The following is a 21156-nucleotide window of genomic DNA, read 5'->3' on the forward strand; positions in this document are numbered from 1 at the left end:
TTTTCTGCTCTTCGTCAGAGACAGAATTCAACGCAATACCAAGCTTTCATCCTAACCCTGTAAGCTAAGATATTCTCGTGTATCGCGTCGGGATGAGTGCATTATAGGGAAAAAAAACTGGTACGCAAGCACTTTTATAAATATGCACGTTTGACCGATTCTTTTTCAGCCAAAAAAAAACTCAAAAATAAACAAATATATGATTTATATAGTTAATTTATTTTTGAAAAGTTTTAAACTTTATATCTACTATCTTTATAGACTGTTTTGGTACGTTTTGATGCATGCCATAGTTAGATGTAGGGACCTGAACAATACGGTCAACCACATCCATTCCTTTAATTACTTTTCCAAAAACTGCGTAACCCGGATTACCAGCAGAACGATTTAAAAAATTATTATCTGCAACGTTAATGAAAAACTGACTAGTTGCTGAGTCAGGATTTGCAGTACGAGCCATCGCCAACGTTCCGCGTGTGTTAGCAATTCCATTCCCAGCTTCATTTTTGATAGGTGCTCGCGTAGTCTTTTCCTGCATATTTGCAGTAAGGCCACCACCCTGCACCATGAAGCCCGGAATTACACGGTGAAATATCGTATCTTTATAAAAGCCTGACTTTATATAGTCTTTAAAATTCTTCACACTCTTTGGTGCTTTATCATCATAAAGTTGTATTTCAATATTGCCTAAATTTGTTTGCATTTCAACTAAAGTGTCAGCCCATACTGAATGATTGCTCATACCCAAACAACATAACATTAATAATTTTTTCATATCTTCCTACAATAAAATGCAAAACTTAATAAAGAATAAATTTAATCATCTATATAAAAGAATTCTAGTGAGTATTTATTATCTTTTATTTAGCACTTTATATTTTAGATTTGACTATTAGTCCACGTTCCACGTGAAACATGGACTAGGCTTTTGTTTAACTATTTTTATCCCAGAACTTTCTGAAGTTCTTACTGATCTCGATAGTATATCTTTTTGCCTTTTTAGAAATAGGTGTCAAATTTATAAAACCATGGGTTTGGTCTGGATATTCTTCATAATGCATTTTGACGCCATTTTGTCTTAGCTTATAGCTATAAATTTTCGCTTCATCATGCAATACGTCATGACCAGCCGTAATCACGAAAGCTGGTGGGTTCTTTTTCAAATTACCATAGGTTGGAGAAATAATTGGATCATCTAATTCTATATTATGCTGAGTTGCATAATATTGAGTGACATAATTAATATCATTATCTGTTAAAACCAATCCTTCGTTATAAGCATAGAAAGAAGGATGTCGACTTTTAAAATCTACTGTAGGATAAATAAGAAGTTGTGCTTGTGGAACATAAGGTTTGTTTACTGATCGTTGAGCGACAACCGTACTGATATTTCCGCCAGCACTATCTCCTGCTACAGCAATGCGATTTTTTAATATTTTTAGTTGTCTGCGATTTTGATATACCCAAGCTAAGGCATCTTCACATGATTGAATTAAATGTTGAGGTGAAACTTCAGGTGCAAGAGGATAATCAATACTGAGAACTTGTACTTTTGCATATTTTGCCAATATACGACAAACCTCATCATGAGTATCTAAACCACCTACAACAAACCCTCCCCCGTGATAGAAAACAATAAGGGGGAATTTTTTATTCGGTGACGGATGATAGTGTCTTGCGAAAACAGTTCCACTTTGGAGCGGTAAACGAATGTCTTCTACTGAATCAATTTCCGTTGATTTCTGGCGTATAGCCAGCATTTGTGTATCAAACTGCCGTCTAGACTCAATAGGATCTGGACCAATAAAACCAATACGTCCCTGTTTAATTTGTACGGCCATCATACATTTAGTAAATGAGTCGAGATCTGGGTATTGGTAGGTATATCCAAGGATTTTGGCAAGTGTCTCTTGAGCTAATCGAGGTAACTTATCAAGAGCTCGAGCAGCAGGCCCCTGGCCCTTATCTAGCAATGTTTGAATTTTTTGATTAAATGCTGTCATGCCTATCTCCATGAATTCCTCTTATCCTTCATATTTTCTACAGAATTCTGTTGTTGTTTGACTATATTCGCATACAACTCATGTAATCAAGATACAAAGGTAAAAACCAAATTACGCTAATCTGATTTAAAGCAAATGTCATTAACAAATCTGTCGTTTTAAACAGGACTTTTTTGCCAATTATTGTTAACAGATAAAAAGAGGTACTACTATGTCAGCAAAACTAGTTGTTACTTTATTAGCAACCAGTCTCTTAACTGTAGGCTGTGTAGCTTATACAGATGATCCTTATTATCGCGGTGGTTACGGTTATCATGATCATGATGATGATCGCTATGACCGCAATGATGGACGTCGCTATAGTGATTGGGAACGAAAACGTTGGGAAGAGCGTAAAAGAATATACGAACAACAACGTAAGGATGCTCGCGAACAAGACAAAAATCGTCGTGAATGGGAAAAAAGACGCCATAAAGAGGATAAAAAACACCACGAGTGGGATAAAAAGCGAGTAGAGGATCGTGACCATAACCGTCGAGATTATCGTCATGATGATTAAATTTATGACTACATAAAAGCCCCAAAAGATAAGTCTTTCGGGGCTTTTTTGAGAAATCCACATTCTCTTGATTATAGAATAATGAGTAGCAGCTCATTTCATATATAAATTGGCATCTTAAATATATGCACTCTATAACCTTTTAACTGTTCTTATCGCTAAGAATTACTGAGCAGTTGCAGAACCTGAAACAGAACCAGAAGCACCAGCATCAACTTGACCTGGTTGAGCTTGACCAGAAACGCCAGCATCTACACCCACACCAGCTTGTACGCCAGATGGGCTAGCGCTAGTTTGAGCTGAACCTGATGCATTTAAACCAGCTTCAGATGCACAACCAACAGCTGTAAAAGCAACACCAGCAAGTACTACAGAGATAAGACCTAATTTTTTCATAATCACTTTCCTTTCATTACGACAAACATTTAAATGCAAAGTTCATCTTCGCGCTGCCTATAATTCACAATTTTTTTTTCTGGCGTGCGTATCATTGGTTGTCTTTTGTAGTAATAGAAGTACAAATTGTGCAATTTTTTATTAAAACCTCTTCCTTAGCCGCACCTCTACCTTTTATATAGAAGCTGTAACTTAAGCTTTTGTTTAATTTTATCAATTTCTAATTTTTATCTTAGCCTTTTACTCTCGTTAAAAATTTTCTCTTTATAGAAACGCTATATAAGGTGGGTAGAATGTTACAGAGACTTTTTACTTGAAAATGTCTTATTTCATAAAAAAAGCCGGGGATAAACCACGGCTTTTTTGAAAATTTATGGTGTTTCGATTTAAATTACGGCCATTGCATCTCACCTTTTACAACTTTTGCGCCTAGCTCTAGGCTATCCACACTCTTTAATGTTGGATATTGTTTCTGCATGAGCTGACTTAGCTCACTCGCATTTTTACTTACTTTAACCGCTTTCTCATAGCTCTTGAGATAGTCGATAGAAAAGTTAACCGCATCTAAACCTTGTGGAGCTCCCTCAACCATATGAGCTGGAACAACTGTTTGAGGTTGGAGTGATTTAATACTTTCTAAAGCTTGAATCACTTCATTACGATCTTTAACTTTTGGTGTATCTGCCATCCATAAATGAATACCTGAAGATACTGGGATACCGCCTACAACAGCTTTCGAAGAAGGAATCCATAAATAAGTAAGTTCTTTTTTACCTTTAATCTCGATCGACTCATTCTCTAGTTTTAAAGTTTTAGCAGTATAAGCTTGAGGCACAATAATTTGGCTAGGCGCATTTGCACCCATTTGTGGGCCCCAATACTTCACTTTAAGCGCTTGAGTATCTTGAATATGTTTAACAGTTTCCGGTGTAGCGATGATTTGTACACTTGGGAAGTATTGTTTAAATACATCTAAGCCAAAGTAATAGTCCGGATCGCCATAACTTACGAAAATTGTCTTTAGTGTTTTACCGCTATCGAGAATATCAGCAGCAATACGTAATGCCTCAGATTTTGAGAATTGTGCATTCACCAACAGAACGTCTTTATCGCCTTCAATTAAAGTAGAAGTCACGCCGAAATGTTCGGGTTTCGCCAGAAAACTTTGGATTTTCAAATCTTGCGCAAAAGCAGAGGAAGCCATTGTTAAAGCAGTCGCAGTTGCTAGGGCTGAAGCAGTTAATTTAAAAAATTTCATTATGTATCTCCAATTTCATGAGAAATACTTTAAATTGCAATTCTTGTGAGGTAAATGCACTAAATTAAGATAAACTGTTGCATATATTGTAACAATGATAAAGCATATGGATACATTAAAAGCCATACAAGTCTTTGTTTCTATTGCTCAACATGGCAATTTAACCAAAGCTGCCGAACATCTAAATTATTCCCGTGCAATGGTTTCTCGCTATCTTGAGCACCTTGAGCACACCTTCTCAACTCGACTATTTCAAAGAAATACCCGAAAAATATCTCTCACTCCAGCAGGTGAAAAAGCCCTACTCTACTGTGAGAATATTTTACAACAACAGCAACTTTTACAAGAGTTAGCCGCACCAGAACAACATAACGGTACGATTCGCTTCACTTGTGGTTTATTTTTATTTCAATTAGGGGTTGGGGAATGTATCCGCCAATTTAAACAGCAACATCCACATATTCAATTTGATGTATATCTTACTGAAAATACAATGGACTTAATTGATGCTCAGGTCGATTTAGCCTTACGTATAACGCAAAAAGTTGCAGATGGATTAATTGCACGACCTGTTTGTCAAATCGAGTCCGTTTTCTGTGCTCACCCTGATTATTTAAAGCAACATAGTCCCCTCTCCCATCCCAGACAACTTATTCAACATGAATGTTTAGCTCACCATAGCCAACATCAATTTTGGACACTTTTTGATACTGAACAGCAACCTCAAAACTATCCTTTGAACGTCACCTTTAAAAGTAATGATGTAAATGCTGTTTATGACATGTGTTTACATGCTCAAGGTGTGGCAATGTTACCGACTTTATTAGTTAAAAAAGATTTAAAAGAAAAACGATTGGTTCCTTTATTTAAAAACTATTCAGCTCCTGAATTAAGTTTGTCGGTGGTATATGCTTCAAGACAACATTTACCCAAAATAACTCAGGAATTTATTGCTTTTATGATCGAAAATTTAGATTTTTACTTAAAACCGCAAAATTAAAAGTTTTAAATTGCCGTGTACGCTTGAATTTTTAGGCAATGCCCATACTTCATCCCTATTAATGAATTACAGCATATGCATGGCAGTTCAGGTTTTACCCAGTAAATGCTGATGCCAAAAGGACTGTACATGTTTAAAAACCCATTTAAACGGAGATCATCAATGGCTAATGAGCAAAATGAGCAAGCTCAAGACATTCAACACGAGCAAGCAGAGCAATCTAATGAGCAAACTCAGGCTGAAAGTGTAGAGCAAGCAAACGACGTTACCGTTGAATCTTTACAAGCACAAATCACCAAATTAGAAGAAAGCCTAAAACTTGAAAAAGCACGTACTGCGAATGCAGTTTACGAAGCACAAAAAAGTGTAGAGCGTATTCAACGTGAGTCTGACAAGCATAAAGAGACTGTGCTTGAAAAATTTGCAAAAGAATTACTAGATTCTGTTGATAATTTAGAGCGTGCAATTCAAGCGGCTGGTGATGAAGAAACACCAGTACTTGAAGGTATTAAACTGACCTTGAAGTCACTGTTAACCACACTTGAAAAATTTGGTGTTGTAGAAGCTGATACAAATAATGGCTTCAATGCAGATTTACATCAAGCTGTAGGTATTGACCCAAATGCTAAAGCGAATGAAATCGGTAGCGTTTTACAAAAGGGCTATACATTAAATGGTCGCTTATTGCGCCCTGCTATGGTTATGGTTGGTCAATAAATAATTTTTTGAGAGTTTTTAGATTTTTTTTCGCTAAAACGCTTGAAAAAAATAGATTCACTCTCATATCGGATAACAAGCAAAAACATTGCAAAAGAATTTTTGAGGAAAACGTCACATGGCAAAAATTATTGGTATTGACTTAGGTACTACCAACTCATGCGTTGCTGTACTTGAAGGCGATAAAGTAAAAGTAATCGAAAACGCTGAAGGCGCACGTACAACTCCATCGATCATTGCTTATAAAGATGGCGAGATCTTAGTAGGTCAAAGTGCTAAGCGTCAGGCAGTAACTAACCCGAAAAATACATTATTCGCTATCAAGCGTTTAATCGGTCGTCGTTATGAAGATCAAGCGGTACAAAAAGATATCGGTCTTGTACCTTATAAAATCATCAAAGCAGACAATGGCGATGCTTGGGTTGAAGTAAACGATAAAAAATTAGCGCCTCAACAGGTTTCTGCTGAAATCTTGAAAAAGATGAAGAAAACTGCAGAAGATTATTTAGGTGAAACAGTTACTGAAGCAGTTATTACTGTTCCTGCTTACTTTAACGATGCTCAACGTCAAGCAACTAAAGATGCGGGTAAAATCGCTGGTTTAGACGTTAAACGTATCATTAACGAACCAACTGCTGCTGCACTTGCGTTCGGTATGGACAAAAAAGAAGGCGACCGTAAAGTTGCAGTTTACGACTTAGGTGGTGGTACTTTTGACGTATCAATCATTGAAATCGCAGACCTTGATGGCGACCAACAAATCGAAGTGTTATCAACAAACGGTGATACTTTCCTTGGTGGTGAAGACTTTGATAACGCATTAATTGAATTCTTGGTTGAAGAATTTAAGAAAGAACAAAGTGTGAACTTGAAAAATGATCCACTTGCGTTACAACGTTTGAAAGAAGCTGCTGAAAAAGCAAAAATCGAGCTTTCTTCATCAAATGCAACCGAAATCAACCTTCCATACATCACTGCTGATGCAACTGGTCCTAAACACTTAGTGATCAATGTAACACGTGCGAAACTTGAAGGTTTAGTTGCTGATTTAGTTGCTCGTACAATTGAGCCTTGTAAAATCGCACTTAAAGATGCTGGTCTTTCGACTTCTGACATCTCTGACGTGATCTTGGTTGGTGGTCAGTCTCGTATGCCACTTGTACAACAAAAAGTACAAGAATTCTTTGGCAAAGAGCCACGTAAAGACGTGAACCCTGACGAAGCAGTTGCTATCGGTGCTGCGATTCAAGGCGCGGTATTGTCTGGTGACAAAACTGACGTTCTTTTATTAGACGTAACACCATTAACTTTAGGTATTGAAACAATGGGTGGTGTATTAACACCAATCATTGAGAAAAACACGACGATTCCTGCGAAGAAATCACAAGTGTTCTCTACTGCTGCTGACAACCAGCCTGCTGTAGACATTTCAGTTTACCAAGGTGAACGTAAGATGGCTCAACAAAACAAATTGTTGGGTAACTTCCAATTAGGCGACATTCCACCTGCTCCACGTGGTGTGCCACAAATTGAAGTATCTTTCGACATCAATGCTGATGGTATCTTGAAAGTATCTGCTAAAGATAAGAGCACTGGTAAAGAGCAATCGATCCAGATTAAAGCGAACTCAGGTTTGTCTGATGCTGAAATCGAAGCAATGATTAAAGATGCTGAAGCGAATGCTGAAGAAGATCGTAAGTTTGAAGAACTTGCAAAAGCTCGTAACGAAGCTGATGCATTAATTTCAAGCTCGAACAAAGCTGTTAAAGATCTTGGTGATAAAGTTACTGAAGATGAAAAAACAGCTGTAAGCACTGCTGTTTCTGAACTTGAAGCAGCAACAAAAGAAAATGATGTAGAAGATATCAAAGCAAAAACTGAAGCTTTACAAAACATCTTGATGCCTATCACTCAACGTGCTTATGAACAAGCGCAACAAGCTGGTGGTGCTGAAGGCTTTGATCCAAATGCATTCCAAGGTGGCGATGCGGGTCAACAAAAAGCAGATGATGGCGTTGTAGATGCTGAGTTCACTGAAGTTAAAGATGACAAAAAATAATTTGTTTCTTTAATAAAAAAACCGCGCTTAGGCGCGGTTTTTTATTGGTTACAAAAATTAACAATAAGATTTTTAATGTTATTATTGAAATATTTCTGTCAGAAAGATCAATGATAAAAACTAAATAATTAATTTTAAATAATATTTTTTTGTTAAAAAACCACTGTTATTTACTACATTAATTATTTGATTATTGCCAAGTCTGAGAACATCTTTTTTAATTTCTCGATCAATATCACAAACGCCACCCAATCTATTGAGATTTTTATCATTTTGACGAATTAAATTAAGTAGCTAACAATAGGATTTATTTATATTTTTTATTTTGCCATGAAAAAATTTCTATGGTGGGGATTGAGCTTATGCTTATGCATGGGCTTACAAACAACACTTTTTGCTCAAAGCAATCTGCCAATTCATTCATCTCATCAGCCTTTAAAATACCGAATTGCTTTTATTGATCCGCGGTTTCAACTTACTAAAGAACAACTAGTTGAGGTAAGTCGGCAAGCTGCTGAAATCTGGCAAAAAGAAACTGGAAAGACCTATTTTATTTATGATTCACAGGCTCAATTGTCAATTAACTTAATCTATGATGATCATCAAATATTTAAAGATGAACAACAAAACAATTTGGATGCACTTTTGCAAAAGCAGGAAGCATGGCGTATTAAAAATGAAGAAATTATTCTAAATAAACAAGAAGTTGCTCAACTATCAAGTGATTTAAACAAGAAAAAGGCCAGTCTAAAAGCGGAGTTTGAACAATATCAACAAGATGTAACACGCTTTAATCAAGGAGAACATCATTACTCTAGTGCCAATAATTTAAAAGAATGGCAAAAACAACTAGAGCAAAAATCAGAAAATTTAGGCAATGAATCCAACAGTCTAAATTTTAAAATTCAAGTACTTAACTTAAAGATTAAAGAGCTAAATCGAGAGCAAAGTGATTTAAGTGTCTTAAAAACACAATTCAAGTTAGAGCAAAAAACTAATATTCAACCCTTCCATAAAGGATTATTCAGTCAAAACCAAATCCAGATTTACGGCTATGCTTCTCTAAATGATTTACGCTTGACCCTTGCTCATGAACTTGGGCATGCTTTAGGTCTAAAACATACTAGCAACCCAAAATCTTTAATGTATCCCTATTTAAAAGAGCAAGATATTCATAACTTTAAATTAACAGATTCAGATTTAGATTTATTAGGCTCAATTTATAGGTCCAATTAAGTAAAAATCATTAAAGTTAAATAATTAAAAAACTAAATAAAACCAAATATATTAAATTTTTTCTAAAAAATAATTTGGCATTTGGTAAAAAATAATGAGACTAAAGTCTCATTTATTTATCCAAATCGTACGTTTTTTGATTGATTTTTCATTTTATATTCTTATAATACGTTTTTTTTAAAATCTCCCCCTTCGATTATGCGTTTAACATCTTTGTTATTAGGCGTAGCCTTCGCTTTTTCTAATTTTCAGGCTAATGCTAATCTTGCAACTCCAGCTCATACTCAAATCCAGCAAACAACAGGTCAACATTTGACTTATAAAATTGCTGATATTGATCCACGTTTTGGTTTAAGCCAAGACCAGTTGATTCAAATTAGTCAACAAGCTGCGGACATTTGGAAACAAGGCACTGGACATGATTATTTTACTTATGATCCAAATGCAAAGTTAGAAATTCGTTTAGTTTACGATAAGAGCCAAAGCCGTTCTGAACAGCGTCAAAAAATCGCAGCTCAGTTCCAACAAGAACAGCAACGTGTAATTGATGAACAGCAACAAATTAAGCAATTGAAGCAAACTTTAAGTCAAACTCAGTCTAACCTTGAAAGTAAAAAGCAGATTTTGAACGAAAAATTGAAAAATTTTGACCAGCAAATGATGCAACTTAACCAAGGAAAATTAGCACCTGAATACAGCGCTAAATCTTTGGCTAAAACTCAAAAAGATTTGCAAAAACAAACTTTTACTTTAAAGAAAGAAATTGCTGCATATAATCAGCAAGCTAAAGACTTAAATGTCAAAGTTACTCATTTTAATCAGATTAATAATGAGTTTAATAATTCATTGAACCAATTTAAGCAAAATGCTCAAGCAGATGTCTTTAAGAAAGGTATCTACAACGGCAAACAAATTGTGATTTATGAGTTTAAATCTATTGATGATTTACGTTTAACGATTGCTCATGAGTTAGGACATGCACTTGGTTTAAAACATAGTGATCAACCAAATGCATTGATGTACTCCGTACGTAAAGATGGTGACAAAAAAATCACTGGACTTACGGATGCTGACCGTGATCTATTAAGTGCTTTACCTCAATAATTAAGAGCTTGATATAAAATGATGTATCTATTTCTAGGTAGATACATCGAAATTGGTATCAAAGTCATGTTATTGTGGTCATAAGAGCTAACGAAAATAGAATGGAGATCAAGATGAGTTATTATCATATCCTGATTGAAGTAAATGATCATATCAGCACAATTGAACAGACTCGCGATATTGAACTGTTTGATATTATTGAAATTAAACCATATCTCCATTCTATTCTAATTCCCTTTTTCAATGAGCATGAAATCGAGCTTGAGGATGAAAATATCGAATATAAAGATATTCTTCATCTTGAAGTAAAACAGACTCTGTTACCGATTGAACATTTAATTGAAGAAGAGCAAAAGCAATTACCAAGTGATACTGATGTCACGATCACTGCGTATGAAATCTTTAATGATCGTGATTTAAGCCAAGATGTTACGTCAGTTATTTTTGATATTTTGGAAGCAGTTAAATTAGAGTAATCATCTTATATAAGTATCTATAAAAAAGGTCTGCATGAGCAGACCTTTTTATTATTTTCAGTTTATTGCATCATTTTCTGAGCTTGTTCTTGGCGGAATGCACGTAAAATTTGTTGCCCTGCCCGTCCCGTTGGATTTAAACCTAAACGAGTTTGTTCTTGACGAATAGCTACGCGGGTTTTATCTCCAATAAGGCCGTCAACTGCACCTATATCATAACCACGATTAATCAAAAACTGTTGGATTTCACGACGTTCTGCACGTGAAGTTCCCGGATCATCGGTTGGCCAAGACGCAACAAATGGACCAGCACCTTTTAAACGATCAGATAGATGTGCAATCGCAAGTCCATAGCTTTCCGCAGCGTTATAGCTGTAGATAGCATCAAAATTCTTAAATACTAAAAATACTGGACCATTTACACCTGCAGGCGCCATTAAACCAGCTGAAGTACTGCCAGATAAAGCTCCTTGAACAAGTGGTGAACCATCAATTCGGGTTACCCCTCGTGCACTCCAGCTACTTAAAGCTTTCTTTGAACGTCGCCCTTCTCCATCAATTGACATACCTTGGGGAACTTTGACTTCAAAGCCCCACGGCATTCCTGTTTGCCAACCTGCTTTATTTAAGAAATTGGCAGTTGAAGCCAGTGCATCAGCTGTACTCGACACTAAATCGCGGCGACCATCTCCATCAAAATCAACAGCTAAACGTTCATAAGTAGATGGCATAAATTGAGTATGGCCAAATGCCCCAGCCCATGAACCTTTCAATTGATCTTCGGTTAAGTCACCACGTTGTAAAATACGCATAGTGGCAAAAAACTCAGTGCGGAAATAACTTTGTCGACGCCCTTCACAACTTAAAGTCCCGAGTGCTTGTAATAAAGGATATTTTCCAGAAATATCACCAAAATTACTTTCACCCCCCCACACTGCTACAATTGTTTCCGGCGGCACACCATAGGTTTGAGAAGCACGGTTTAAAACATCTCGATGTTGCGCCAGTTTTTGTTTACCAAGCTCAACGCGCTCTTCATCAACTAGACCAGAAAGATAATCCCAAATTGGTGTCGAGAATTCAGGTTGATAGTTTAATTTATCAATAACTGAATAATCTGGGGTCAAGTTTTGAGTATAACGGTCATAAGTTGTACCCGATACTCCAGCAACAATTGCTTGAGAACGTAAATTTGCCAAACAGCTTTGGAAATTATTATTAGGCGTATAATCTTCGCTCGTCACTACTGGAACAGTAGCACTGCTAGATATTGTAGAACCATTAATTACGAGCTCTGCTTGAGCCTGAGTCATCGCCAAAAATACAGAGCCAACAATACAAGAAAAACGTCGCATATTATCCTAGTTCGATTTTTAAATTTAAATTTGTAAGTACCATACCATTATGAGTCCAAAATTTCAGAGAGAAAACGTAAATTTGAATTCATAATCTCTACTTTAAATTCATTTCCCATGTTTTAAATTCAAATTTCTACTTTATTTTTGAATTTTAAATTCTCTAGATCCAAATTATTAGTTTTAAATTCAAAACCAATACTCAAGTTTAAATTCAAAAGTAATTCTTTAAATTTAAACTACAAGCCCTCCTTTATTGTGGATAACTTTATCCACAACAGAGCAAAAACACTTCTATTTCTTAATCCTATTCTATATCACCTTATTATTTATTATAGGTTGGAGCCAATCACCACAGAAATCCGTATTTTTTAAATTTAAAGATCAGCCAAAAATTTTAAATTCAAAACCCCATACCAATAGACTTCTATTTTTGAATTTAAAAAGGCACATCCAACCCTATCATTTAAATTTAAAAATACTTTTGTGGATAACTAATTTTAAATTCAAAAGCCCCAAAACAGTCATTTATAGTTTTAAATTCAAATTACAGTAGCTTTTTTAAATTCAAAAGTTTAAATCAGAGTTATCCACAAACATAAAATATGCATGTTCTATTATTTTTTAAATTTAAAAGATAAAAAAAGCGATCTGAAGATCGCTTTTTAGAGTATTAAATATACTTTTAGAGGGTCATATCTGCCTTTAAAGCGAGTGGTTCTGGCAAAATTTCTGCCAATTGACGGCATAAATTCGTCAATTCATTACTATCCACAGGCATTAAAGTGATATGGCCTAATTTGCGGCCAGCACGTTCAGACTTGTTATAAAGATGTAGATGAGCACCATTTAAGGCAAGTACATCTTCAGTTTTAGGATGCTGACCGATGATATTGATCATGACCGTTGGACGAACAACGTCTGTTGAACCTAATGGAAGACCTGCAACAGCTCGAATATGGTTTTCAAACTGAGAACAAACCGCGCCTTCAATTGACCAGTGGCCTGAGTTATGCACACGCGGTGCCATCTCATTTGCACACAAACCTTGTTCTGTTACAAATAGCTCTAGAGTCAGCACACCAACATAGTTAAGGTGATTCAACAAACGAGTAATGTAGTCTTGAGCAACGGGTTGCAAAGCTTCACTATTCGGTGCAGGAACAATTGAATGCGATAAAATACCATTATGATGATGGTTTTCAGCCAGAGGCCAAGTTTTTACTTCACCATTTTGGCCACGCACTGCAATAATTGAAACTTCGCGTGAGAATTTAACAAAGCTTTCGGCAACTAGACTTTTTGCAGGACCAAGCTCAGCCCAAGCAGTATCAATCTGGTCTTCTGAACGAAGTACAAACTGGCCTTTGCCGTCATATCCGCCAGTTGCAGTCTTAAGCACGATCGGTAAACCAAGCTCAGCCACAGCCTTTTTCAAGCTTTCTAAGCTATCTACAGCACGATACGGCACAACAGGAATAGTAAGCTCATCAAATAATGCTTTTTCTGACAAACGATTTTGCGCAGTTGCTAAAGCAACACGGGGAGGGTGCAATGTTTTGGTTTGTGTCAAAACATCAACATCTTCAACTGGCGTATTTTCAAACTCAAGACTGAAAACATCAGCACTTTCAATAAACTGCTTTAAACCTTGCTCATCTTGACTAGAAAAAACTTGGCCTAAAACACCTGCTGGACAATCTGTATTTGCTTCAAAAAAAGTACATTGAATATTTAATGGTAAAGCTGCTTGCGCCATCATACGGCCCAATTGCCCACCACCAAAAATACCGATAGTTTTATCCATTTCAGCCTCTTACACCTGACCCGGAATATTGTTGCTTGCAACTTTATCAGTTTGCGCAGCACGGAAATCAGCAACATTTTTTGCGATTTCTGGACGCGTTAAACCTAAGATTTGTGCAGCCATAATCGCAGCATTGGTCGCACCAGCTGGACCAATCGCTAAAGTACCCACTGCGATACCTGCTGGCATTTGTACGATTGAAAGTAATGAATCTACACCATTTAAAATGGATGATTTAACTGGTACACCCAACACAGGTAAGTCAGTTTTTGCGGCACACATACCTGGTAAGTGCGCAGCACCACCAGCGCCTGCAATAATCACTTGAATACCGCGATCACGCGCAGTTTCTGCATATTCAAATAAACGGTCTGGAGTACGATGAGCAGATACCACTTCCGCTTCAAATGGGACACCAAGCTGTTTAAGCATATTGGCAGTATGTTCAAGCGTTGCCCAATCGGACTGGGAACCCATGATAATTCCGACTAAAGGTTGGGTATCTGTTGCGACCGCGTTCATTGGCATTTCCAAAGCGTAAAAATGGTAAAACTCGACTTGTACCAAGCCAAGCATGAGAGAAAAAGATGAGGCCAATATTATAGCTGTTTTTTCACTCACCCCAAAGCCCAAGTTTATGAGGAAAAAGCATGAATCCGATGGATTTAACAACGATCTATCTGAAAACAAGATTTTGATTAATTTTTACTGGCTTCTAAATACGAAATAAACACAACCAAATAGGCATAACATTGCCCATAAGTAATCGAGTTTAAAGGGTTGCTTAAACAAGAAAATCATAAATGGCACAAACACAACTAGGGTAACCACTTCCTGAGTGATCTTCATTTCACCGAGTAACCAGCCTTGTGCGCTTAGCATACGAGTGGCAGGGATCATAAAACTATATTCAAGTAAGGCAATAATCCACCCGAATAGAATTGCTTGCCACAATGGGGCATGGTGCAAAAATTTAAGATGCCCATACCATGCAAGTGTCATAAAGCAGTTAGAAATAATTAATAGCGTAAAAGCTAAAACCGTTGGGCTCAAAGGCACATCCTTCATCATCACGATGATTTAAGTATTTTAACGATACAAAATATTATAAAAGATAAAACTGTAATTCAGCTTAAATCCAAAAAATAAAGCTGTAGTTTTATCAGGGCCTCAAACACATAGAACAACAACGATTTTTGACTATCTTTTCGAGTTTAGCCTTGCTATCGTTGCTGGCAAATTTATCAATAATGCACACACAGCAATTCATTTTAATGTTGTGTACAAAAGCAGTGGAGAAGGCGAGCAATGCATCTGCATATCTTGGGTATTTGTGGCACTTTTATGGGCTCTTTAGCACTTTTGGCTCGTGATTTAGGACATAAGGTAACTGGTTCCGATTTAAACGTTTACCCACCGATGTCTACCCAGTTAGAAAATGCAGGCATTACACTCATGCAAGGCTATGATCGTAGTCATTTACAGCCTCATCCGGACTTGGTTATTGTCGGCAATGCCATGAAACGTGGTATTGATGCTGTGGAATATATGCTGAACGAAGGCTTGCCATATATTTCTGGTCCACAGTTCCTTGCCGATCATGTTTTACAAGGTAAACATGTACTTGGTGTAGCAGGTACTCACGGAAAAACAACAACTACAACCATGTTGGCTTGGGTACTTGATCAGGCTGGTTTAAATCCGGGCTTTTTAATTGGTGGTGTTCCACTTGGTTTTAGTGAAAGTGCTCGTTTAGGCGGTGGAAAATACTTCTGCGTTGAAGCCGATGAATATGACTCTGCTTTTTTTGATAAGCGTTCTAAGTTTGTTCATTATCATCCAAAAACGGCGATTTTAAATAACCTTGAATTTGACCATGCCGATATTTTTGATGACCTAGCAGCGATTCAAAAACAGTTCCATCATCTTGTGCGTACCATTCCAAGTGAAGGCCGCATTATTGCGCCAATTACTGAAACTCATATTGATGAAGTGCTTGAAATGGGTTGCTGGACACCAGTCATTCGTACAAGTTTAGAAGTGAATGAAAAAGCAGCTTTATCTGCCGAACTAATTTCAATTGATGGCAGCCATTTTAAAGTACTCGAAAATGGCAATGTCGTTGGCGAAGTGAAGTGGAGCATGACTGGTCAACATAGCGTAGCGAATGCTTTGGCAACGATTGCAGCCGCTCAACATGTAGGTGTTACCCTTGAACAAGCTTGTGAAGCTTTGTCTAACTTTGGCGGTGTAAAACGTCGTATGGAGTTGTTAGGCACAGTCAATGGTATTGAAGTCTATGATGACTTCGCTCACCATCCAACAGCAATTGACACAACTTTAGATGGCGCACGCAAACGCTTAGGCGAACGCCGTTTATGGGCCATTATTGAACCACGTTCAAACACCATGCGTATGGGCAGTCATAAAGATGGCTTAGCACACTCAGCACGCTTAGCAGACGAAGTCATCTGGTATCAGCCAGAAGGCTTAGATTGGGATTTACAACCAGTGATTGAAGCTGCTTCTAACCATGCTCAAGTGAGCCGTTCACTTGATGAAATTATTGAGCGTATTGTCAATGAAGCAGGTGAGGGCGATGCCGTTGTGATTATGTCTAATGGTGGCTTTGGTGGCTTACATCAAAAATTAATGAGCGCATTAAAAGCAAAAGCTGCTTAACTTCCGCTTTAGATGATTCAATAAAAAATGGGTTTCAAATTGAAACCCGTTTTTTATATCAGTGACTTTTAAACCTTTTCTGGCTCTATATTGGCCATAAATTTATTGGAAACCATTAAACGTAAACTATAGACAATGCCCATCGCAAAAACGCTATATCCCACGTTATTACAAATAAACGGAATACATAAAATAATGAACGCTGTGATTGGATAAAACCATTTCGTGATTCCAGATAAACACTGAAACTCATAAAGTATCCAAATACAGGTGGTATAAAGCACTACACTCACCGCAACGACTATTCCCATGTATAAATCAGAAATATGTGCATGATGAGTTGTAACATCAACGGCAGCAGCAAGCGCAGCACCTACCGCAGCAATACTGACAAAAACAAAATAATGACCGTATCCCCAAATAAATGGGCGTACACCTTTTACATGATGGTGTTGCTCACTACGATCAAAATAAGCCCACCACATTGCGAACATCAACATCAATCCACCGACCATCAAGAAAATGGCAGGGATATTCATTGACTGAGCGGCTAAAGCATCACGTATGGCATTAAAACTACCGACAATCGACTCACCCAACACAATAATTGTGAGTAAGGCATAACGTTCTACAATATGATGAGGATGCCACGGCGTTGGATTATATTTTTCTGCATAAATAGGAATAAATAGCTCCATCACTGCTAAAAATAAAAATAGAGGAATAGAAAGTATGTGTGCAAAATTAGCAACTAACCAACCTACCTGAACCAAGACAATGCCTACAGCATAGCGGTAAGCTGTAATACGCCTTTCTGGGTCATGTTTTGCAGCTCGGAGCCACTGAGTTACTAAGGCCATTCGCATGATCACATAACCAATAATGATTACATCAAAATCCTGACTACGAAATACATCAGGGATACCCGCTGCCATCACCAATGAACCTACAATCTGTACAAAGGTAAGGCATCGATACAATGCATCATCGTTATCGTAAGCCGAGGCAAACCATGAAAAATTCATCCATGCCCACCACAGCGCAAAAAATACCATCAAATAACTTGGCAGCGCATGCCAGAGGTGATTTTCAATAATTGCATGATGTAACTGCTGACCTGCTGTTGCAATCGCGACCACAAAAATTAAATCGAACAATAATTCGAGGGGAGTTGCTGCTCTATGCAGCTGTTTTGGATCTCTTGGAGATAAAGGCCTCAAACTTAATTTTTTCTGTTTTTCTTGAGTAGTCATAAAATAACGTTCTCGAATAAAGTGCCAACACGTTAACACTTTAATATTAACGGCCAGAACACGCATTAAAAATTATCTAGACCTGCTGTTTAATCTTTACTCACAAACGAGCTATATTTCATTTTTATGACAATTCTTTATCAAGACCTTAAGCTTAATTCTTTATCATAGCTCACGTTTTTGTTCGTGTTTGGAATATGAATGTCTTTAGAAACACTCAACCTTAGCTTATTCCATGTGATTAATGGGGCTCAGGATGCGAGTCAATTTATCATTCGTCTTGCTATCTTTTTCGCTAATGATCTCCTCTATATTCTTTTATTCATCCTTACATTTTTATGGTTTTATGGCGATCAAGATTTAAAAAATAGGGTTATTAAATCTGTCTTTTTAACCTGTGTTTCGCTTTTAGTCGGTTATGTTATTTCTCTGTTTTACCATCACTCCAGACCGTTTGTAATGGGTGTGGGTACTACGTTTATTGAACATGCACCAACGGCATCTTTTCCAAGTAATCACATGCTGATTTTCAGCACTATTGCTCTGTCTTATTTGTTTGCTCAGCGCAAAATAATTGGCATCATCCTTTTATTTTTGTCATTTGTAGTGGCGTGGTCACGTATTTATTTAGGTGTGCATTTCCCTTTAGACATGTTAGGGGCTTTTATTGTCGCACTACTAGTCAATACAGCAGGTTATTACTTCTGGAATGCTTACGGCACAAGTTTCACCGCATTCTTTATTCATATTTACCAGATTATCTGCAAACCGCTTTTAGATCGCGGCTTGATTAAATAGCTCTAGATCTTTTTGCGTTCACACCACAACATTCAGTTCAGTTGCGTAATACAAAAAAATCTGCCATTCTATGTGGACTTGGATATGTTTTATCCAAAACAGAATTTAGTTTGACAAGGGGAGTAGCCTCCTCCAAACATAACAGCAATGTTATGTGTCAGATATCGTCAATACGCTTTTATTAAAAAGTCGGTATCTGAGCATCGTGAAATTCATGATGTAGGCAAGACCTTGATCATGTTGAAACAGATGTTTAATTCATCTGGCAACTGGTCGAGGTTTTTTTATGCCCAATTGCCGGATGTATGGAGGATTTATGGAAACTATCGGCAATTTATGGCTGTATGTAGCATTCTTTGGCATAGTCATTGTCATGCTCCTGATTGACTTTTTAGGCTTTAAGCAAAAGCAAGGTCAGGATGTCTCAATTAAGCAAGCTGCTTACTGGAGTGTGGCGTGGGTAAGCGTCGCAGCCTTATTTGGTGGTGGTTTATGGCTTTACCTACAACAAACGGTTGGGGTGACCTTAGCAAACCAAAAAACCATGGAATACTTTGCAGGTTACTTACTCGAAAAGTCCCTCGCAATTGACAACGTTTTCGTTTGGTTAATGATTTTCGCAGCGTTTGCTATTCCAGCTGCACTACAACGTAAAATTTTGCTCTACGGCGTATTAGGCGCAATCGTACTGCGTACCCTCTTTATTTTTATTGGTGCATGGTTCGTTCAAGAGTTTTCTTGGGTACTTTATATCTTCGGTGCGTTCTTGGTATATACAGGCTTTAAGTTCTTAAAAGGCCAAGAAGAAGAAACCAATATTGAAGATATCAAACTCTTAAAATGGTTACGTAACCATATGCGTATTACACCACAGCTTGAAGGTGACAAATTCTTTGTACGTCAAAATGGTTTATTGTGGGCAACGCCGTTATTTCTAGTTTTGATTTTGGTTGAAGCTTCAGACGTGATTTTCGCAGTAGATTCTATTCCTGCTATTTTCGCGGTAACTAGCGATCCGTTTATTGTTTTAACGGCGAACTTAATGGCAATTTTAGGTTTACGCGCAATGTTCTTTTTACTTGCTGGCGCTGCAACTAAATTGCATTACCTGCCATACGGCTTAGGCATCATCTTATTGTTCATTGGTGCAAAAATGTTGTTGCTTGATGTATTCCACATGCCAATCTGGATCTCGTTAAGCTTTATTGTAATAGTGTTAGCAATCACTGCTTACCTTTCTTTACGTCATAATAAGCGACGAATCTCATAGAATCTTTACTTACATAATATTAAAGGGCTTTCATAGAAAGCCCTTTTTAAATTAGGAATTGACTATTTTTAATTTTGGCCATTGTTGTAACCAATTTTTGCTTTCTACACGATTTTTGAAAGTCTGATAACTAACTAGAGCTGAATTCCAACGTAGATTCAATTCAAATAAATCTGATAAGCCAAAAGGTGCAATTATTTCTAAATTACCGAAAGTGTCGAAACGTATTGCTACAGCTGTTGCTGTTTCTGACCATAATGATAATGCTTCCTCAATCGAAGTTAATGGTTGAATTTTTTCACCATTATCTTTACGGTACCATGTATGTACCAAAGCCTGATTAACAACATCCCAATCTTGATTTGGAAATTTGCTTTTTAAATCACTTTGCAATTCTTTTTGATAACTATCATCATATTCATTAGCATTATAATAAATCACATCCATATCACTTGTATTTAAATCATAAGTTTTGCCATGTAAATATGACCAAACAGTATTTCTCACAGCACCAGCACTTAAATAAACTTTTGGATGCAATTCGGAAATCATAGCTAATATCTTTAATAAACAAGGAGATTTCATCACTAAATCAATAAAATCTTGTTGATAATTATTATATATATTTGTCATATTTGGAAAAATACTAAAGTCATCCACCATGTAATAGTACATAGAAGCTCTGTACTTTAAAAGCGCTGATCAATATCATATGCCAACTTAAAATTTATCTTTCCTAATCAGAAACATAATAGATAATAGCTATTCGGTATTTTATGCCGAACATACTTATTAAAATGTGTGGAGTCTCATGCGTTCTAAAAAAATTAATCTTGTCGTTGTCCCTCTATTACTCACAGCATGTAGCCATAATGATGGTCCTTTGGTACAAGATGTATATAACAACCAATATGACTGTGCTCGCGACTGGAATAATGAAACATGTGAAGAAGAAAATAGCTCAAGTGGACATGGTTCTAGCTATGTTGGTAGTCGCTATTTAGGTCCTGCGTATTATCAAAATAATCGAGAAGTTTCTTACCACGGTAATACCTTACATCCTTACAGCAATTTGAGTGTAGGCCGACCAGTTATTTCAAGCACAGCGAAAAGTTCGTCTTTTTCATCCCCAATTCGTGGTGGTTTTGGTCGTAGCGGTTTTTCTTTCGGCGGCTAAGTCTTT

The 21156-nt window shown here is 36.9% G+C and carries 20 protein-coding genes and 1 pseudogene; 11 read left to right on the forward strand and 10 right to left on the reverse strand.

Translation table 11 applies throughout. The features are described from left to right. Positions 1 to 217: 217 nt before the first annotated feature. Entirely contained in the window at positions 218 to 775 is a 558-nt protein-coding gene (locus ACXM0J_RS16565) for a peptidylprolyl isomerase (RefSeq protein ID WP_213034411.1), read from the reverse strand. A 157-nt stretch (positions 776 to 932) separates the two neighbouring features. Beyond that, the gene (locus tag ACXM0J_RS16570) at positions 933 to 2003 is read right to left on the reverse strand and encodes an alpha/beta hydrolase (protein ID WP_213034412.1); all 1071 of its coding nucleotides are present in this window, start codon (positions 2001 to 2003) and stop codon (positions 933 to 935) included. Between the two features lie 211 nt (positions 2004 to 2214). On the opposite strand from ACXM0J_RS16570, the gene ACXM0J_RS16575 reads away from it, so the two are divergent. Further along, complete coding sequence (locus ACXM0J_RS16575) at positions 2215 to 2562, forward strand: hypothetical protein (protein ID WP_086265132.1); 348 nt, start codon at positions 2215 to 2217, stop codon at positions 2560 to 2562. Positions 2563 to 2727: 165 nt separating this feature from the next. Here ACXM0J_RS16575 and ACXM0J_RS16580 read toward each other — a convergent pair whose 3' ends face one another. Continuing rightward, the gene (locus ACXM0J_RS16580) at positions 2728 to 2958 is read right to left on the reverse strand and encodes a hypothetical protein (protein WP_000733015.1); all 231 of its coding nucleotides are present in this window, start codon (positions 2956 to 2958) and stop codon (positions 2728 to 2730) included. A gap of 391 nt (positions 2959 to 3349) precedes the next feature. After that, positions 3350 to 4216 carry an MBL fold metallo-hydrolase gene (locus tag ACXM0J_RS16585; RefSeq protein WP_086265133.1) on the reverse strand — a complete coding sequence of 289 codons (867 nt, stop codon included), beginning with the start codon at positions 4214 to 4216 and terminating at the stop codon, positions 3350 to 3352. Between the two features lie 106 nt (positions 4217 to 4322). Between ACXM0J_RS16585 and ACXM0J_RS16590 the strand changes: the two genes are divergently transcribed. The 6 genes and pseudogenes from ACXM0J_RS16590 (at position 4323) to ACXM0J_RS16615 (ending at position 10808) form a co-directional block, all read left to right on the forward strand. Further along, positions 4323 to 5216, forward strand: coding sequence for a LysR family transcriptional regulator (locus ACXM0J_RS16590; RefSeq protein ID WP_032038284.1), 894 nt, complete (start codon positions 4323 to 4325; stop codon positions 5214 to 5216). A gap of 162 nt (positions 5217 to 5378) precedes the next feature. Continuing rightward, positions 5379 to 5933, forward strand: coding sequence for a nucleotide exchange factor GrpE (grpE, locus tag ACXM0J_RS16595; RefSeq protein ID WP_086265134.1), 555 nt, complete (start codon positions 5379 to 5381; stop codon positions 5931 to 5933). Positions 5934 to 6051: 118 nt separating this feature from the next. Next, positions 6052 to 7992 carry a molecular chaperone DnaK gene (gene dnaK, locus ACXM0J_RS16600; RefSeq protein WP_002115449.1) on the forward strand — a complete coding sequence of 647 codons (1941 nt, stop codon included), beginning with the start codon at positions 6052 to 6054 and terminating at the stop codon, positions 7990 to 7992. A 330-nt stretch (positions 7993 to 8322) separates the two neighbouring features. Next, positions 8323 to 9228 (forward strand): matrixin family metalloprotease, encoded by a 906-nt coding sequence (locus tag ACXM0J_RS16605; RefSeq protein WP_139841472.1) that lies wholly within the window; start codon positions 8323 to 8325, stop codon positions 9226 to 9228. Between the two features lie 94 nt (positions 9229 to 9322). Beyond that, positions 9323 to 10332: pseudogene (locus ACXM0J_RS16610) on the forward strand (M57 family metalloprotease). A gap of 101 nt (positions 10333 to 10433) precedes the next feature. After that, on the forward strand, positions 10434 to 10808 hold the full coding sequence (locus ACXM0J_RS16615) for a hypothetical protein (RefSeq protein WP_014207668.1): 375 nt from the start codon (positions 10434 to 10436) through the stop codon (positions 10806 to 10808). Between the two features lie 62 nt (positions 10809 to 10870). Here ACXM0J_RS16615 and ACXM0J_RS16620 read toward each other — a convergent pair whose 3' ends face one another. From ACXM0J_RS16620 to ACXM0J_RS16635, 4 genes are all read right to left on the reverse strand, one after another. After that, positions 10871 to 12163 (reverse strand): lytic murein transglycosylase, encoded by a 1293-nt coding sequence (locus ACXM0J_RS16620; protein WP_479750666.1) that lies wholly within the window; start codon positions 12161 to 12163, stop codon positions 10871 to 10873. Between the two features lie 685 nt (positions 12164 to 12848). Further along, positions 12849 to 13970, reverse strand: a complete 1122-nt coding sequence (locus ACXM0J_RS16625; RefSeq protein ID WP_086265137.1) for a 5-(carboxyamino)imidazole ribonucleotide synthase — start codon at positions 13968 to 13970, stop codon at positions 12849 to 12851. 9 nt (positions 13971 to 13979) lie between these two features. Continuing rightward, on the reverse strand, positions 13980 to 14492 hold the full coding sequence (gene purE, locus ACXM0J_RS16630) for a 5-(carboxyamino)imidazole ribonucleotide mutase (RefSeq protein ID WP_000994663.1): 513 nt from the start codon (positions 14490 to 14492) through the stop codon (positions 13980 to 13982). A gap of 183 nt (positions 14493 to 14675) precedes the next feature. Beyond that, positions 14676 to 15038 (reverse strand): DMT family protein, encoded by a 363-nt coding sequence (locus tag ACXM0J_RS16635; protein WP_075384089.1) that lies wholly within the window; start codon positions 15036 to 15038, stop codon positions 14676 to 14678. A gap of 240 nt (positions 15039 to 15278) precedes the next feature. Here ACXM0J_RS16635 and mpl point away from each other — a divergent pair, with 240 nt between their 5' ends. After that, the gene (gene mpl / locus ACXM0J_RS16640) at positions 15279 to 16652 is read left to right on the forward strand and encodes a UDP-N-acetylmuramate:L-alanyl-gamma-D-glutamyl-meso-diaminopimelate ligase (RefSeq protein WP_086265138.1); all 1374 of its coding nucleotides are present in this window, start codon (positions 15279 to 15281) and stop codon (positions 16650 to 16652) included. Positions 16653 to 16720: 68 nt separating this feature from the next. On the opposite strand, the gene ACXM0J_RS16645 is transcribed toward mpl, so the two are convergent. Continuing rightward, on the reverse strand, positions 16721 to 17971 hold the full coding sequence (locus ACXM0J_RS16645) for a low temperature requirement protein A (protein WP_086265139.1): 1251 nt from the start codon (positions 17969 to 17971) through the stop codon (positions 16721 to 16723). Between the two features lie 135 nt (positions 17972 to 18106). On the opposite strand from ACXM0J_RS16645, the gene ACXM0J_RS16650 reads away from it, so the two are divergent. Beyond that, positions 18107 to 18703, forward strand: coding sequence for an undecaprenyl-diphosphatase (locus ACXM0J_RS16650; protein ID WP_086265140.1), 597 nt, complete (start codon positions 18107 to 18109; stop codon positions 18701 to 18703). A gap of 316 nt (positions 18704 to 19019) precedes the next feature. After that, on the forward strand, positions 19020 to 19973 hold the full coding sequence (locus tag ACXM0J_RS16655; RefSeq protein ID WP_086265141.1) for a TerC family protein: 954 nt from the start codon (positions 19020 to 19022) through the stop codon (positions 19971 to 19973). A gap of 51 nt (positions 19974 to 20024) precedes the next feature. On the opposite strand, the gene ACXM0J_RS16660 is transcribed toward ACXM0J_RS16655, so the two are convergent. Next, positions 20025 to 20648 carry a nucleotidyltransferase family protein gene (locus tag ACXM0J_RS16660; RefSeq protein WP_086265142.1) on the reverse strand — a complete coding sequence of 208 codons (624 nt, stop codon included), beginning with the start codon at positions 20646 to 20648 and terminating at the stop codon, positions 20025 to 20027. Between the two features lie 136 nt (positions 20649 to 20784). Here ACXM0J_RS16660 and ACXM0J_RS16665 point away from each other — a divergent pair, with 136 nt between their 5' ends. Then, positions 20785 to 21150: a hypothetical protein gene (locus ACXM0J_RS16665; RefSeq protein ID WP_017481216.1), complete on the forward strand. Its 366-nt coding sequence runs from the start codon at positions 20785 to 20787 to the stop codon at positions 21148 to 21150. The last annotated feature ends 6 nt before the right edge of the window (positions 21151 to 21156 follow it).

It is taken from the genome of Acinetobacter sp. GRABPA_MV_2 (assembly GCF_056725885.1).